Genomic DNA, 15,842 nt, shown 5'->3' on the forward strand with positions numbered 1-15,842 from the left:
ACTGAATAAGACAAGTATTGACGGTTCTATTTTTACTTGTACTACTTGTATTGTTTATCAATATTTCAAAGAACTTGTTGCTTTCGTTTTAAAAGCGGGTGCAAAGGTAAGGGCTTTATTTTTAACTACCAAACTTTTTCGGAAGTTTTTTTTTAGTTTTTCTTTTTACTTTATTTTCTCTGGCTCTCTATGCGAAAGGGAAAGAATGTATGAAAGAAGAACTCGCCGGTTTTCTTTGCGAATCGGACTGCAAAGATAAGAACTTTATTCAGTATTATCCAAACTTTTTCGGAAGTTTTTTGTTCTTTTCTTTAAGTGGGATTCCGCTTTTTCACTAAGTCAATTTTTCAAGGCTTTCTTCTCTTGGAAAGCGGGTGCAAAAGTAGCCCCTTTTGGTATACAATCCAAATATATCAAACTATTTTTTCTAATTATTTTTGAATACATTTGCTAAAGTGCTGAGGAAGAACGATGTTGTAGAACATATTTTTAAGTTACAGATAGATTGTGCGCGGAAACAAGAAGAGAAATACACATTATTATATCACACGCGGGCGCGTAAGTGCGCCGGGGATCAGTTTGCGTTAGGGAGCAATTAAAGAATCAGTTCATTAAAATAAGAGGAAAGAAAGACAAATATAAGAGATAGTGGTTTTATAGTGGATTCCATTCCTTAGTTTGATTCCTTAATATGATACTGGTATGAGAATGATACGTAGAATCTTCAGTTTACTGAAAAGGATTTTTCTTTTTCATTTCTCATATTCTCATAACATGCACAATAATCTTTTGTAAATCAAGAATATAATACTATGAGAAATAAAATACAAAAGGGCATTTCTCATAGCTGTTTCATGATTTAGTCCGTAAAATAGAGCATTTCTCATAGGGTTTAAACCATTTCTCATAGTATTCTCATACTCCGTCTATACATTTTACTCATTTCTCATACAGTATAACTGTAGTTTTTCCGGACTTTTGTCGGATTTACGATTACTCCTTTCCTTCTTCGGTTTTATTAAGCAACTTCTTGCTATTTACTGCTTTCCTGTATGTTATTCACCTTATACCTTTATGTTTTTCCCTAATCATTGTTATTTCTTCCTACCACTATTCGTATCGTTGCACTCTAGTGAACAGATCATTGCACTGGAGTAAACGGTTCTATCCACTCTAGTGAACAGACCTTTCCACTCTAGTGGAACGATTCAGATACCGGTAGGAAAACATACGAATACCTACTCCATACACTTCCAGAAACGCTTTATAATATATTATTAATCAATACAGAACTGAATATGTAGCATTGAATCTATTACAAAAGCCTCTTTGCCCTACGAAAGATTATGAGAAATGCCTTGAAAAGCTATGAGAAACACCTTGTTTTGTGGACAAAATGCTGGTAATACTATGAGAAATACCATTTCCTATTTTATTTCTCATAGTATTACATATCTGATTTACAGATGATTATTACGTATATTATGAGAACATGAGAAATGAAAACGAAAAATCATTTCTAGTATGCACCGTAATGAACAGAACTTTTCCCATATTTGCAAATAGAGCGAAAAACATTTGGAAAGATATACATTATATAAAATTATGGTTATTCTAATTGCAGGAGATACACACACCGGGAAAACTCTATTAGCACAAAAGCTGCTGGAGAAATACCAATATCCCTATTTATCAATAGACCACTTAAAAATGGGACTTATCAGAAGCGGACAATGTAAACTCTCTACCGAAAGTAGCGACTCTGAACTCACAGATTACCTATGGCCTATTATTAAGGAGATCATAAAAAACTGTATTGAGAACTCTCAAAATATAATCATCGAAGGATGCTATATCCCTTTTGGCTGGGAAAAGGACTTTACAGAAGAATACACGCAACAAATGAAATACATCTGCCTCATATTTAGCCAAGAATACATAAAACACAATTTTCAGGACATTTTAAAATATGAGAGTATCATAGAAAAAAGACTGTCAACAGATACTCCCTTTGAAGAAATGAGTAAAACTAATAGACACAATTTAGAGCAATGCATATCAAGAGGGTATAACTACATCTTGATAGACAAGGGGTATCAAGTAAATGTAGATAATATATAATCTTCCAGAAACACAAAAATTACTCAAACTTTAAGATCCCACTGAAATATGAATCAGGCTGAATTTTTTAGTTCTATTTTCCAATTTTCTTCGTCAGATAGCCCGCTATCTTCCTCATCAAGTTGAAAAATATACCTCGAAAAAGCATCTCAAACCATTAGACGATAAAATCAAAACAGTTTCTAAATAGGCAATTGCCCCGCAGCCCTTTCGCTCGTCAGCCGCAGGGCTTCGGGACGCGAGTGGAAGGGCTTTCCTATTTTCCCCCTATTTTTATCGTTCACAGATGGAACAAATTTTTAGCAAAATTTATGGTTCTTTGGGTGAAATTCTGTAGCTTTGCGAAACCGATTGATAAGTCAGAAAACGCAGTTCCCTTGTCGGCTTAAAAATACGAACCATGAAAGAAATAAAATACATCGTAGAGAATGAACGCGATCTACTGTGGGGGCTCTCCATCACTACCGTGGGATGTGAAACGATTGGTAAAGGAATGAAATATCCCACAGCCAACCATCAGCAGGGCTACTATTTCGACCCTCAGAAAGGACGAGTGTTACAAGATTATCAGTTGGTTTATATCCCCGAAGGAAGTGGCACATTCAGAACACAAAGCGTGGAGACCACCTCTGTCAAGGCAGGGACGATGTTTCTGCTGTTCCCCGATGAGTGGCATACTTATGCTCCGGACGTCAATGTCGGCTGGAAGCAATATTGGATAGGCTTTAAGGGGACAAACATAGACAATAGAGTGCAGCAAGGATTCCTACGGAAAAAATCGCCGATATTCGATGTCGGGGTGAACGATGAAATCATTCATCTCTATCGGAAGGCCATCGAAGCAGCGGAACATGAGAAAGCCTACTTTCAGCAAATGTTGGCCGGAATCACCAATCATCTCTTGGGACTGATGTATAGCTTGGATAGGAATATCCAGCTGAACAAGAACCGATTGCCGTCTGAAAAGATAGACAAGGCGCGTATCATCATGCGTGAAGAGATGGAAACCGCGCTCACCATACAAGAAATTGCCGATAGGCTGGGATTCAGCTATTCTACCTTCCGGAAACAGTTCAAGGAATACACGGGATTGTCGCCCGCCCACTATTTCCAAGACTTGAAACTGCAACGAGCCAAAGAGTTGCTCTGTACCACTTCGCTATCCATCAAAGAAATAGCCTACTCGCTGAACTTCGAATCACCCGATTATTTCTCCACACTGTTCAAAAAGAGAATGGGCAAGAAGCCGAGCGATTTTCGGGAATAGTATGTTTTAAAATAGCTTTCTCAAAAAACAAGGGTCTTAAATCAAAAAACAAGGTTCTACATTCCAATTCCATCCTACTTTTGCGCGTACAAACGAACTTAAAAACGCAAATATGTATGGAAACAACGCAATCGACTGTTAAAGTTGGATTAATCGGAGTGGGTCTTGATACCTATTGGGGACAATTCAAAGGGCTCCTTCCCCGTTTGCAGGGCTATCAGAAAGAAATCAAGGAGAAAATGAATGGACTCCGTGCCGATGTGGTAGATGCCGGAATGGTAGATACACCTCAAAAGGCAGTGGATGCCGCTGCCCTCTTGCAAAACAATGGAGTGGAGATTGCTTTCATCTTCATTTCGACATACGCCTTGTCGTCTACACTTCTACCTATCGCACAGCGCGTCAAAGTTCCGGTCGTATTGTTGAACGTACAACCTGTCCCTGCCATCGACTACACTTATATTAACAATATGGGTGATCGTGGCGAAATGACCGACGAATGGCTTGCCCACTGTCAGGCATGTTCCACACCGGAGTTTGCTTGTGTGTTCAATCGGGCCGGCATCCGTTATGACATCATCACCGGATACTTGCAGGAAGACGCAGTGTGGAAAGAAATCGAAGCATGGATTGACGCAGCACGTGCTGTCAAAGGCATGCGTGAGAACCGCATGGGCATTCTCGGACATTATTATTGCGGTATGCTGGACGTGTATACGGACACCACGATGCAATCCGCCGTGTTTGGCACCCATATCGAACAGGTGGAGATGTGCGAACTGAAAGCTTATCGTGATGCAGTGACAGAGGACGAGTTGAAGGATAAGTTGCAGGAATTCAACGATAAGTTTGATGTCGTGGCAGAGTGTGAGGCTTATGAGTTGGAACGCGCTGCGCGTACATCCGTTGCTTTGGACAAACTGATAGCTGCACACAATCTTGGATCTATGGCCTACTACTATGAAGGCTATTCCGGCAATGAATATGAGAACATCGTGACCTCTGTTATTGCAGGAAACACATTGCTTACCGGAAAGGGAATTCCTGTGGCCGGTGAATGCGAAGTGAAGAATGTGCAAGCGATGAAAATCATGTCGCTGCTGGGTGCAGGTGGTTCGTTCTCAGAGCCCTATGCCATGGATTTCAACGACGATGTGGTCATGTGGGGACACGATGGTCCGGCACATTTTGCCATAGCCGAAGGTCGGGTGAAACTGGTTCCCCTCCCTATCTACCACGGAAAGCCGGGAAAAGGCCTTTCCATACAGATGAGTGTCAAGCATGGAGACGTCACCTTCCTGTCTGTTTGTGAAGGAAAAGACGGTGTGTTCCTGCTCGTCGCCGAGGGCGAATCGGTGGAAGGTTCCACACTTCAGATAGGAAACACCAACAGCCGCTACCGCTTCAGCTGCGGCGCGCGGGTCTTTATGGATAAATGGAGCAAGGCGGGTCCCTCTCATCATTGCGCCATCGGAGTCGCCCATGTGGCAGACAAACTGGAAAAAGTGGCCTTCTTGCTGAATATCCCTGTGGTGAGGGTTTGCTGATACAGAGAATACCAAAACATATTATGCTAATACCTAATTTAAAAGCCTTATGAAGTTAAAAGAAATCAACAGTAATGGGGTAGAAAGATACAAATATACTTGGAAAATCTTCTACGCCGTCATGATGCTATTTTGCCTGCCTTCCATAGGTCTGGCACAGACAAGAGTGATTACGGGTCTTGTTTTTGATGAAAACAGCAATGAACCGTTAATCGGAGCTTCGGTATCCGTTCAGGGTACTTCCAACGGAGTGATTACCGGAATGGATGGAACATTCTCGCTAAAGGCTCAATCGCAAGATGTAATTCAAGTCTCTTACGTAGGTTACAGAACCGTTAAGAAAACAGTGGGAAACAATTCGCATCTCAGAATCGGACTGGCAGAAGATGTGAATAAATTGGACGAAGTGGTGACCATTGGTTATTCTGCTCAGAAAAAGATTAACCTGACAGGTGCAGTAGCTACGGTTGATATAGAACAACTGGAAGGTAAACCGGTGTTCTCGGTAACTGAAGCCTTGCAGGGAACCACACCGGGCCTGATTATCACGCAGCCTACCTCTAAACCGGGCTCGACGCTGAATGTCAACATTCGAGGACTCAATACACTGAACGATAACAATCCGTTGGTGCTGATTGATGGAGTTGAAGGAGATATGCACCTTCTTAACACCAGTGATATTGAACAGATATCAATATTGAAAGATGCTTCAGCTTCTATCTACGGTTCACGTGGAGCAAACGGTGTTATCCTGATTACAACTAAAAAAGGAGCACCGAAAAAGTCAAGCATTAACTATGAATTCCGTTACGGATGGAATACCCCTACCGGATTGCCAGATTTAGCGGATTCATGGGTGTATGCAGAGTTGCGTAACGAAGCCTTGATTAACTCTGGACTTGCTCCGGAGTTTACGGCTGATCAGATTGCCGCTTTTAAGAATGGAACTGCTCCTAACTGTAAGTGGATAGATCATATCTATAAGAACAATGCTCCCATGCAGACTCACAGTATCAGCCTGACGGGTGGAGAGAATAAAACCACCTATTACCTGTCTGCTGCTTACGGCAACCAAGAGAGCTTGTTTGTCAACAATGACAATTTCGGCGCAAAACGCTTCAATGTTCGTTTGAATCTGTCACATGAGTTCAATAAACGACTGAAATTTAGTGTAAATACGTTCTATAATCGTAGAGAAACGCGAAGCACTGCTTATTGGGAAGAGTGGATTATTGAGCAGTCTGTCCGTACTCCGCCTATCTATGAGATTAAGATAGGAGATGAAATTCAATATCCGCAGTCGTACGCACACAACCCGTTGGGTCGATTGGAAAAAGGTGGATATAACCTCAGTTCTTACGATGAAGTCGGTGGCGTTATCAATGGTGAATGGAATATCTTTGATAAGTTGACCTTGAAAGCATCTGCCGGAACCAATATCAACAATACTCGTTCTCACACTAATCGTCATGCCATTATCGAAGAAAGCTCTACCGATATCTCTTGGCAGATGTGTGAATCGGCAGGTCGTACATACAGATTGACCACCAACGTATTCTTGGATTATCAGCGTCAGTTTGGCAAACATTCTTTTGATGTGATGGCTGGATTTGCTTATGAGGGTAATCATGATTCTAGTATTTATACTGACCGTGGAGCAGATGGTACTAAAATTCCGGAAGCCGGATACGATGTGCTCGGAGGTGAAGTGGTAGGTTCAGAAACCTTGCGTATGACTAACTCTGGAGGAGCCGGAGACGATGCGCTGTACTCAGTTGTTGGACGAGCTACTTACAACTATGATGACCGTTATTTGGTAGACTTCAACATCCGTAACGACCATTCTTCTAAATTTAAAAAAGGCAGACGTAGCGGAGTATTCCCTTCTTTGCTATTGGGATGGAGAATGTCTGAAGAGAAATTCTATCAAGATAGCCAATTGAGCAGCATCCTTCCTTCTGCTAAATTGAGAGCTTCTATCGGTATGCTGGGTAACGACCGTATCGGTCGATACAGTTATCAATCGGTTATTTCAACTTCTCCCAGCGGATATATGTTCGGTGACAGACCGGTTATGACGTTGGGCTACGGAACAGCAAACGAAATGCTAAAATGGGAAATCACCCGTATGATTAATGTCGGTGTCGATTTGGGATTCTTGGATAATCGCTTGAATGTGACATTTGACTACTTCTTCAATAGGACTAAAGATATACTTCTCCAACTTCCCACTCCTACAACATACGGAGGTGGAGACCCCAATCAAAATGCCGGTATCGTAAGCACTAAGGGATGGGAATTGAACGTGAATTACCGCTTCAATACAGGCGAAGTTCATCACAAATTGGCTGCCAATGTTTCTGATAGTAGAAACAAAGTGGTTAGCTTGCGTGGTGAGGAAAAAATCAGTAACATTAACATCTTGCGCGAAGGCTCTCCGATATGGGCATACTATGCATACAAAGCAGACGGCCTGTTCCAGAATGAAGAGGAAATCTTCGAAAGCGCCACTCCTTCATTTAATGTGAAACCGGGTGACATCAAGTTTGTTGATAAAAATGGTGACGGTTCGATAACTCCCGAAAACGATAAGTTTGTGCTGGGCACGCGTGATCCGCGCTATACTTTCGGATTCAATTACAACGTAGAGTGGAAAGGACTTGATTTTGCCATTTTCTTGCAGGGTGTAGCAAAACGTACAGCATGGCTGAGAGGTGAAGCAGTAGAAGCCTTCCACAACAATAACACTGGTCCAGTGTTGAACAGACACATTGACCGTTGGACACCAACCAATCCGAACGCCAGCTATCCGCGTCTGACAGCGACCATTGCCGAAGCAGCCAATAACTATCAGAACTCTACGTTCTGGCTTCAGAATGCAGCCTATCTCCGCGTGAAGAACATTCAGTTGGGATACACATTCCCGCACCACATCGTGAAGAAATTCTTTGCACAGCATTTGCGCGTCTTCGCCAGTGTTCAGAATCCGTTCACATTCTCTAAAATGTTGGATACTGGATGGGACCCTGAGTTTGGAGAAGGTTCAGGACGTACTTATCCTGTGACTAAGACTTTCGCGATAGGAGTCGATCTTAAGTTTTAATTATAAGTTTGTAAGATGATGAGTTCGCGAGTCGCTAACTTCAGAGCTGTAGCGTTGCAAGAACTTACAGAAGAAGGACTAAAGAACTAAATACTTAAATAGAAACAATATGAAGAATAATATATTCAAAATAGCATCATTGTGCTCTTTAATCATGACAACATCATGTGTAGACATAGATACTACTCCCTATGATACAGATACAGACCTAACATTCTGGGGCAAACCCAATGCGGCTGAAATAGCAATAAATACCTGTTATCCTTGGCTGACAAATCCTCATGAGATATTCTATAGGGATGCCATGAGTGATAATGCCTATTCCAACAAGAGCGATGCCAGCTATCCGGCATTTATCGGAAACGGTACTTTTACGGTGGAAGATGGATTTGTGCGCGGTGTTTGGAGTGGAAGATATGGAGGTATTAGACTTTGTAACAAAGTATTGGACAATATTGATAAAGTCCCGGGATTGAGCGAAACGCTGAAGAAACAATACATCGGCGAAGCCAAGGTGCTGAGGGCTATATCTTACTATGAGTTGGTGATACGTTTTGGGGATATACCTTACTTTACGCATACACTGACCATTCCAGAATCACAGTCTATCGGACGTACTCCCAAGGAAACGGTAATCAACAATATATTGGCTGAGTTGCAAGAAGTGCTGGATAACGATATGTTGCCGGAATCGTATGATGCAAACAACCTCGGACGCATTACGAAGTGGGGAGCTATGGGTATGATTGCTCGTATCCATCTGAGCCAAAACAATTGGACGGAACTGGAAAAGGTTACGAAGCAATTCATGCAGGATTCGGGATGTGAATTGTGTTCCACTTACGAGGAGATCTTTAGCCCCGATAATGAAAACAGCAAGGAGGTAATCATCGATGTGCAATATGCAAGATCAGTCAGAGAACATAGCAATGTCCTGGATATGATGCCTCCCACTATGGGTGGTTACTGCGTGGTAGCTCCTCTCCAGTCTTTGGTAGATGATTATATTATGCTGAACGGAAAGCAGCGTACAGATGACGGTTCGGGATGGACTCTTGCACATGAGTTTGAAAATCGTGACCCGCGTTTGGCTTCAACGATTGTTTATCATGGACACAGCTATCCCGGAGGATCACCGATTGACACGGAATCCGGAAGAGACCAAGCCTTTACCAATGGTGGAGCCACTCCTACGGGATATTACACACGGAAGTATTATGACTACAATTTAGTGGCTGGAGGTAATGGCTCAGGACTGAATATCATCTACCTGCGTTACGCTGATATTCTGCTGATGTACGCAGAGGCTATGGCCGAGCAAAACAAACTCACTGAGGAAGTTTGGAACAAGACCATCCGTCCGTTGCGAGTAAGAGCAGGATTTACAGAAGCTGGAGCATTGGATTTCCCGTCATCCAAGTCGAAAGAAGAATTGATTGATATTGTGCGTCGTGAAAGAAGATGCGAATTGGCTTTGGAGGGACTGCGCTACACCGACATCATTCGTTGGAGGATTGCAGAAGATGTGCTCAACGGAAATGCTTTGGGCAAATATACCGGAGAATCTGGCTCTATCATGATGAACGGATATCGTATCATAGAGAAAAGAAAGTTTGATAAGAACAAACACTATTTGTGGCCTGTTCCCGAAGCTGAAAGACTACTTAACAAGAATTTGGGACAGAACTCCAATTGGTAAACCTAAGAGAATTTCAATTTTATATTCATCTGTTTAAACGAAACAATAATGAAAAAAGATAGCGATATTTCTATTTATAACTTCCATACTGTGTTCATGTGCGGAAGATTATGGTGAACTGAATATCAATTTCTCCTTGCCGGACGAAATCTTCTCACCCGAAGAGGTTACACTTGTATCCGGGTCGACTAAGAAAGTGTTGTTCAGTTGGGAAGGCGGTGGTGCCGATGACGGAATGTATGTACAGTATGAAGTCCTGTTCGACAAAAAAGGGGGAGATTTCTCTTCTCCGCTCTATACCCAAGTAGGCGATTTGGGTGGTGTTAAACGAGTGACGATGCAACATGCTCAACTGAATAATATTGCTAAGTTGGCAGGAGCTAAGCCGGGTGAAACGGTCGGTGTAATCTGGACAGTAAGAACGTCAAAAGGAGACAAAAGTGAATTGTATAAACCGGGAAAGGAGATTAAAATAACTCGTTATAACGGATTATCAGAGATGCCTGAAAAACTTTACCTTTATGGAAGTGCCACGGAGAATGGAGGACAAGGTGGACGTATATTCGGTAAGAGAGAAGAAGGTGTGTTTGTCATCTATACCAAGTTGACAGATGGAGAAATCTATCTGAAAGATGGAACCAACGAAACAGCCACTCAAATTTATTTCAACAATGTTCAGAATATCTATCAAGAAGGAAAAGGCTCTATACAGGTGACGTCTACGGACGAGTATGCTACTCGAATCATCGTAGATTTGAATAACAACTCTTTGAGTTTTGGAACTGTAACGGAGCTGAGGGCTATTTGGCGTGATACAGACCAAGTCTTTGGAGCTGACGAATCGAACGGCTACAACGCACCTTCACCTTTCTATTACACCGAAGGCGGAGTGTTTACGCTGACTGTTACTCCGAACTTTATACATCGTAATCCTTGGTGGGGCGCTGGCGAATACCACGATGACGGACGCTACTATTTTGTAGCTAAGGTGAACGGAACAGAATATCATTGGCGTAACAACGAGCAGGCAAATGCACCTACTAATTCCACTCCGCTTTCTTATTTCTTGATAAACGATAAGGAACTGTGGAACTACTATCGTGATGTGTTCTGGATGATGCGCGATGTGTTCCGTGACAAGTTGTGCCATATTAATATTTTCGCAGGAGAAGATGGTAAAATGTACCACTCTATTGAACTTGCTGAGTAAGACGAAAACTTTAAAAGAAACGATTAATAGATTATCATTATGAAAAGAATATTGTTACTGATGTGCACGCTGCCACTTATGTTTTGTTCGTGCGAAGATACGGATGATGAAGTTGTCTCCGGCGGTAAAACAAAGATGGATTATAGCGCAATCGCTAAGGAAGTGTTTGATATAATCGAAAAGAACTATCGGATTACGGACGGAACGCATAAGGGGCTTATGCAGGAGAATGCGCCAAAAAAATCCAATGACCCTGCTTGTTCTTTCATTTGGCCGTACGACTGGTATATGTCGGCTGTGACACTAATGGATGATTTAGGTTACGATGTCAACTATGTGTATGGAGTGGAAAACTACCAACGTTATTGGCAACCCGATGGAAATGGTATCCATTATTTCACTGGAGTGGAGTATAAAACACCTGGCTACTCATCTGGAACAGCTGGTGAAGTGAATAGTGGAAATAAAACGGGCGACCGCTATTATGATGACAACGCTTGGGTAGCAATTAATTTGGTTGATGCTTACGAAAAGACCAAGGATGAGAAGTATTTGCAACAGGCAAAGGCTACTATAGATTTCATTTATACAGGTTTGGATGACGAACTGAGCGGAGGAGTTTGGTGGAATGAAGCACGTCGCGACCCGACCAATGGCAAAAAATACAAACCCATTTGTACGAATGGTCCGTTTACCGTGGCTCTGCTGAAATATTATAAGGCATGTCCGGATGGGATGAAAGATGAAAGCATATTGGGCACAGCAACAAGTGTATATAATTGGATGACCGATGTGTTGCAAGATAAAGATTATCTCTATTGGGGTGATATTCAAGACAACGGAACGATCAATAAGGCAAAGGACCCTGCAATTACAGGAATGGTGATGCAGTGTGGCGTGTTGCTTTACGAACTGACTGGCGACCGTATGTATTTGGACAATGCCATTCTGAGTGCAGATGCTTCTTTCAATCATTTCGTAGTATATGGAGACGGTGTTTTGCTCTTCCCTGGGGAATTCACAGGATCTAACATAAAGTTGTTCCGTGCTTATTTGGCTTTAGCTCCTTATTATTCACGTGCTAAACAATACATTAACGCATACACTAGTTATGTTACTTGGGTATACAAGAATAAACGGACGGCTGAAGGTTTCTTCTATCAGAACATTCAAGGCGATGCAAACAATCCCGGTAACATCAGCTACTTGATTAATCAAAGTGTGTATCTGGAAGCATTTGCATCTATTGCACTTTATCAAAGAGACGGTAAAATACGTAACTAATATTAGGTATAAGGAATGAAGAAAGTTATACAATCCATTATCGGCCTTTATTTCCTGGGAATGACAGCTGTCGACTGCGCTATTGCGCAGTCGACTCCACCGGGATATCCCGAGCGAGACAAAATAACCAACCTTAAAGGAAAGTTCCAGACTCCTCCCAAGGGATATGGAGAAGTTCCTTTCTATTGGTGGATGGGAGATACAATCACTCGCGAGCACCTCTCGTGGCATTTGGACAAGCTGAAAGATATGCATATTAGTAGCTTGCAAATCAATTATGCTCACAGTGACAGGGGAGGTATTACCTATGGTAAGACTCTTCCTTCTCAGCCTGCCATTTTTACAGATGAATGGTGGGAACTCTTCAAGTGGTTTCTTGAGGAAGCAAAGAAGCGGAATATGAGCGTCAGCTTGAGCGATTACACATTGGGCGTGGGGCAGGGGTCTTACGTAGATGATATGTTGAACGAAGACCCGTCTTTGCACGGTTCCAAACTTCAATTTAGCCGTGATACGATTGTCGGTGGAAAATTCTCTCATGAATACGAACAGCTCCCTCTCTCTTTAACAGCCTATAAGCTGAAGGAAAATGGAGAACTTGAGTTGCCGGGAAAGGAACTGTTGTCATGTGCCAAGAATGGAAAGGTGGAATGGAACTCCGGTTGGGACAAGATGATTGTATCCGAAGTTCGTGCCGAGCGGGTAATTCCCTCATTAGATCCGATGAATCCTCGCTCGGGAAAGAGTTATGTGCGCCATTTCTTCCAGAAGTTTGAGGATCATGTTCCCAATTCTGCTCAATCGGGATTGAACTTCTTTTTTCTGATGAGTTGAGCTTTAACCTTTCCGGATTCTTGTGGAACGATACGTTTAGAGCAGAATTTCAGAAGCGGAAAGGTTATGACGTAGCTCCTTTGCTGGATGCTTTATACATGGATATAGGCGAAAAAACTCCTGCCGTTCGTCTTGATTTCAATGATGTGCTTGTCAGCCTGAGTGAAGAGAATTTCTTTATTCCGTTATACAATTGGCATAATGAAAGGGGATTATTGTTTGGTTGTGACCATGGCGGTCGAGGAAAGGATGTGGGGGAATTTGGTGATTATTTCCGGACTCAACGTTGGAATCAGGCTCCGGGATGTGACCAACCCTACATTCAGAAAGATATAGTCAAGGATAAAGTGGCAGCCTCTATCTCGCATTTGTACGAACGTCAACGGGTTTGGTTGGAAGGATTCCATAGCAGTGGATGGTCAACCAATACCGACCAACTGTATGATGCTATATTTGCTAACTACGCATTGGGGCAAAATATTCTGAGTCTGCATGGTTTCTATTACAGCACAATGGGCGGCTGGTGGGAGTGGGCACCTCCATGTAATCATATCCATGAGGCTTATTGGGAAGAAATGCAACCATTGCTCACTTGTACGGAGCGATTGAGCTATATTCTTTCTCAAGGGTATCATCGGGCTGACGTAGCTGTGCTCTATCCTGTGGAGCCGGTAGTGGCAGGCTATGGCGATGATTGTGTGAAGACGGCCTTTGATGCAGGTGATTATTTGTATCGAAATGGATTTGATTTCGATTTCATGGACTATGAGTCATTGGCTCGCTGTAAAGTGAAGAATCAGTGCCTGAACATTGCAGGCGAGCATTTTAAGGTGCTTGTCATTCCTTCGATGAAGGCCATTCGTCATTCGTCATTAGAGAAAATACTGGAGTTTAAGCGCAATGGTGGAATTATTATTAACATTGGTGAACGTCCGGAAGCGACAGAAAAAGGACGTATGACTCAACCTGTGGAGAAATTGTTGGAAGCCATTTTTAATGATGATAGCAAGAATAATATATATCAAGTTGACAATTATCAGCAGGTAACTGAAATTATTGACCGAAGTATGCCTCGCGACTTCCGAGTGCTATCCGGCTATCCGGTCAAGGATATTCCCTATTTCCAACATCGTTATATTGACGGCAAGGACTTCTATTTTGTATACAATGTATCGAAAGGTGGAGAGTGTTTCTTCCGCGCACACGGTGCAGTCACTTTGTGGAATCCGTGGGATGGCACGATTCGCTCCATTTCTGCTCAGCGTGTGACAAAAGAAGGTACAGTGCTCTACGTGTCGCAAGAGTCAAGTGACGTTTATGTCATTTGTTTCGATCCGAAAGGAAAAGCTCAGGTCGCAGAGCCTATGGCCGAGAAGCAGATGAAAGAACGACGGTTATTGAATGATGAGTGGAATTTTGAGATTGTTCCTACCCTTGATAATACCTACGGTGACTTCTTATTGCCAGCTTATAATGGAAAAGTGGGGGCTATGATATACCAGGCTAACTACACGAATGATTTAGGCCGAGAGCCCGTCATGCGTACATTTACATTTGGTACAAAGATGCTTATGCTGGGTGCAGTCCTGGAAATAGAGCCGGAGAAACTTCTTACATCGTTGACAAAAGATGAATTTATGGTCAATGTCAATGGAGTCCAGTACACATGGCAACCCTATGAATTCTCTTGGAGATGGGGTGTGGAGCATGATTACGGACACCAGGGATGGCATGGCCTGAAGGCTAAAATGTATGATGATTTTATCCGTGTCGGAAAGAAAGTGCCCACGTGGAATGCCAATGAAATACAACGTATGAAGGAGGATAATGGTGAACAAAACTATTATTTCTTTACACGTGTGATGGCACCGGAGGAAGGTATGTATATGGCCGAATATGGAGAAATGCGCCCAGCCTCGATTTATCTGAATGGAGAAAAGACTTCAGATGTTTCTGCTTTGAAATTGAAAAAAGGAGTTAATGAAATCTTGTTGCATTTCAGCAGCTACGGAGTTTCACGCTTTGCTCTTCGGAAAGCAGAACCGGACATTGAAGCACGTACACTTGCTGAGACTCCTCTTCGGATGAAGTTCCGTGGTGATAGGTCTCTGTTATTATTTGATACGCGTAAGCAGGCTGATACAAAAGGACGTTTTACCTTCCTTTCTGCTCCAGGACTGGAATCTCTGCTGTTCTCTTCGTATGGAAAAGCAAAAGTTACGGTCAATGGAGTTGAGGCCAAAATGAATGTGTTGAAAACATATACAGATGGCTTAATGATGATTCGAGCCGATTTGCCAGAGAAACAACTCGAACCTTCACGAGTGATAATCAAGGTAGACGAGCCATGGGGATATGCCGATGGTAGTGTTATTGATGGACCGATCGAACAGGTTTGCTCGGAAGGAATCATCAGAATAGGTGATTGGTCGCAAATAGAAGGATTGACGAAGTATTCCGGTGGTGCATGGTATCGATACCACCTTAAGGTAGACAAACCTGTACAAGGACAGATGATGTTGGATTTGGGTAAGGTGGTTTCTACTGCTCGGCTGAAGGTAAATGGACAAGAAGTGGGCTTGCGATTGGCAGCTCCCTACGTATTCGACATTTCAGATAAAGTGAATCAAGGTGATAATTTGATCGAGGTCTTTGTGATAAATACTTCAGGCAATCACTATAGCTCGACTCCTTCCCGCTATTGTGGTTCTCTTGAATCGGGCATCTTGGGTCCTGTTAGGATTCTGTTGACTGAGTGATTTTGTTGGTAAAATCAT

Annotated in this window: 9 protein-coding genes; all 9 read left to right on the forward strand. The window is 42.5% G+C overall.

What is annotated here, in order from left to right; genetic code table 11:
• Positions 1–1,605: 1,605 nt before the first annotated feature.
• The 9 genes from NXX38_RS03130 to NXX38_RS03170 all read left to right on the forward strand — a co-directional run bounded on the left by NXX38_RS03130 (position 1,606) and on the right by NXX38_RS03170 (position 15,824).
• Complete coding sequence (locus NXX38_RS03130) at positions 1,606–2,121, forward strand: adenylate kinase (RefSeq protein ID WP_217722741.1); 516 nt, start codon at positions 1,606–1,608, stop codon at positions 2,119–2,121.
• Between the two features lie 400 nt (positions 2,122–2,521).
• On the forward strand, positions 2,522–3,388 hold the full coding sequence (locus tag NXX38_RS03135) for an AraC family transcriptional regulator (protein WP_217722700.1): 867 nt from the start codon (positions 2,522–2,524) through the stop codon (positions 3,386–3,388).
• Positions 3,389–3,504: 116 nt separating this feature from the next.
• Positions 3,505–4,935, forward strand: coding sequence for an L-fucose/L-arabinose isomerase family protein (locus NXX38_RS03140; protein ID WP_234133948.1), 1,431 nt, complete (start codon positions 3,505–3,507; stop codon positions 4,933–4,935).
• A 49-nt stretch (positions 4,936–4,984) separates the two neighbouring features.
• A complete protein-coding gene (locus tag NXX38_RS03145; RefSeq protein ID WP_234133947.1) occupies positions 4,985–8,038 on the forward strand; it encodes a TonB-dependent receptor in 3,054 nt (1,017 codons plus the stop codon).
• Positions 8,039–8,147: 109 nt separating this feature from the next.
• Positions 8,148–9,737 (forward strand): RagB/SusD family nutrient uptake outer membrane protein, encoded by a 1,590-nt coding sequence (locus NXX38_RS03150; protein ID WP_217722703.1) that lies wholly within the window; start codon positions 8,148–8,150, stop codon positions 9,735–9,737.
• Between the two features lie 136 nt (positions 9,738–9,873).
• Positions 9,874–10,947: a SusE domain-containing protein gene (locus tag NXX38_RS03155; RefSeq protein WP_258978593.1), complete on the forward strand. Its 1,074-nt coding sequence runs from the start codon at positions 9,874–9,876 to the stop codon at positions 10,945–10,947.
• Positions 10,948–10,986: 39 nt separating this feature from the next.
• Positions 10,987–12,231 (forward strand): glycoside hydrolase family 76 protein, encoded by a 1,245-nt coding sequence (locus NXX38_RS03160; RefSeq protein ID WP_258978594.1) that lies wholly within the window; start codon positions 10,987–10,989, stop codon positions 12,229–12,231.
• 15 nt (positions 12,232–12,246) lie between these two features.
• Positions 12,247–13,065, forward strand: coding sequence for a hypothetical protein (locus NXX38_RS03165; RefSeq protein WP_258978595.1), 819 nt, complete (start codon positions 12,247–12,249; stop codon positions 13,063–13,065).
• A 20-nt stretch (positions 13,066–13,085) separates the two neighbouring features.
• Positions 13,086–15,824, forward strand: a complete 2,739-nt coding sequence (locus tag NXX38_RS03170) for a glycosyl hydrolase (protein WP_409013801.1) — start codon at positions 13,086–13,088, stop codon at positions 15,822–15,824.
• Positions 15,825–15,842: the final 18 nt, after the last annotated feature.

The sequence above is a fragment of the Bacteroides sp. BFG-637 genome, from assembly GCF_024793605.1.
Classification (GTDB): domain Bacteria; phylum Bacteroidota; class Bacteroidia; order Bacteroidales; family Bacteroidaceae; genus Bacteroides; species Bacteroides vicugnae.

Bases quoted from the DNA above. Each gene is read 5' to 3' on its own strand.
- NXX38_RS03140 (WP_234133948.1), top strand. From the start codon at position 3,505: ATGGAAACAACGCAATCGACTGTTAAAGTTGGATTAATCGGAGTGGGT.
- NXX38_RS03150 (WP_217722703.1), top strand. From the start codon at position 8,148: ATGAAGAATAATATATTCAAAATAGCATCATTGTGCTCTTTAATCATG.
- NXX38_RS03160 (WP_258978594.1), top strand. From the start codon at position 10,987: ATGAAAAGAATATTGTTACTGATGTGCACGCTGCCACTTATGTTTTGT.
- NXX38_RS03145 (WP_234133947.1), top strand. From the start codon at position 4,985: ATGAAGTTAAAAGAAATCAACAGTAATGGGGTAGAAAGATACAAATAT.
- NXX38_RS03130 (WP_217722741.1), top strand. From the start codon at position 1,606: ATGGTTATTCTAATTGCAGGAGATACACACACCGGGAAAACTCTATTA.
- NXX38_RS03165 (WP_258978595.1), top strand. From the start codon at position 12,247: ATGAAGAAAGTTATACAATCCATTATCGGCCTTTATTTCCTGGGAATG.
- NXX38_RS03135 (WP_217722700.1), top strand. From the start codon at position 2,522: ATGAAAGAAATAAAATACATCGTAGAGAATGAACGCGATCTACTGTGG.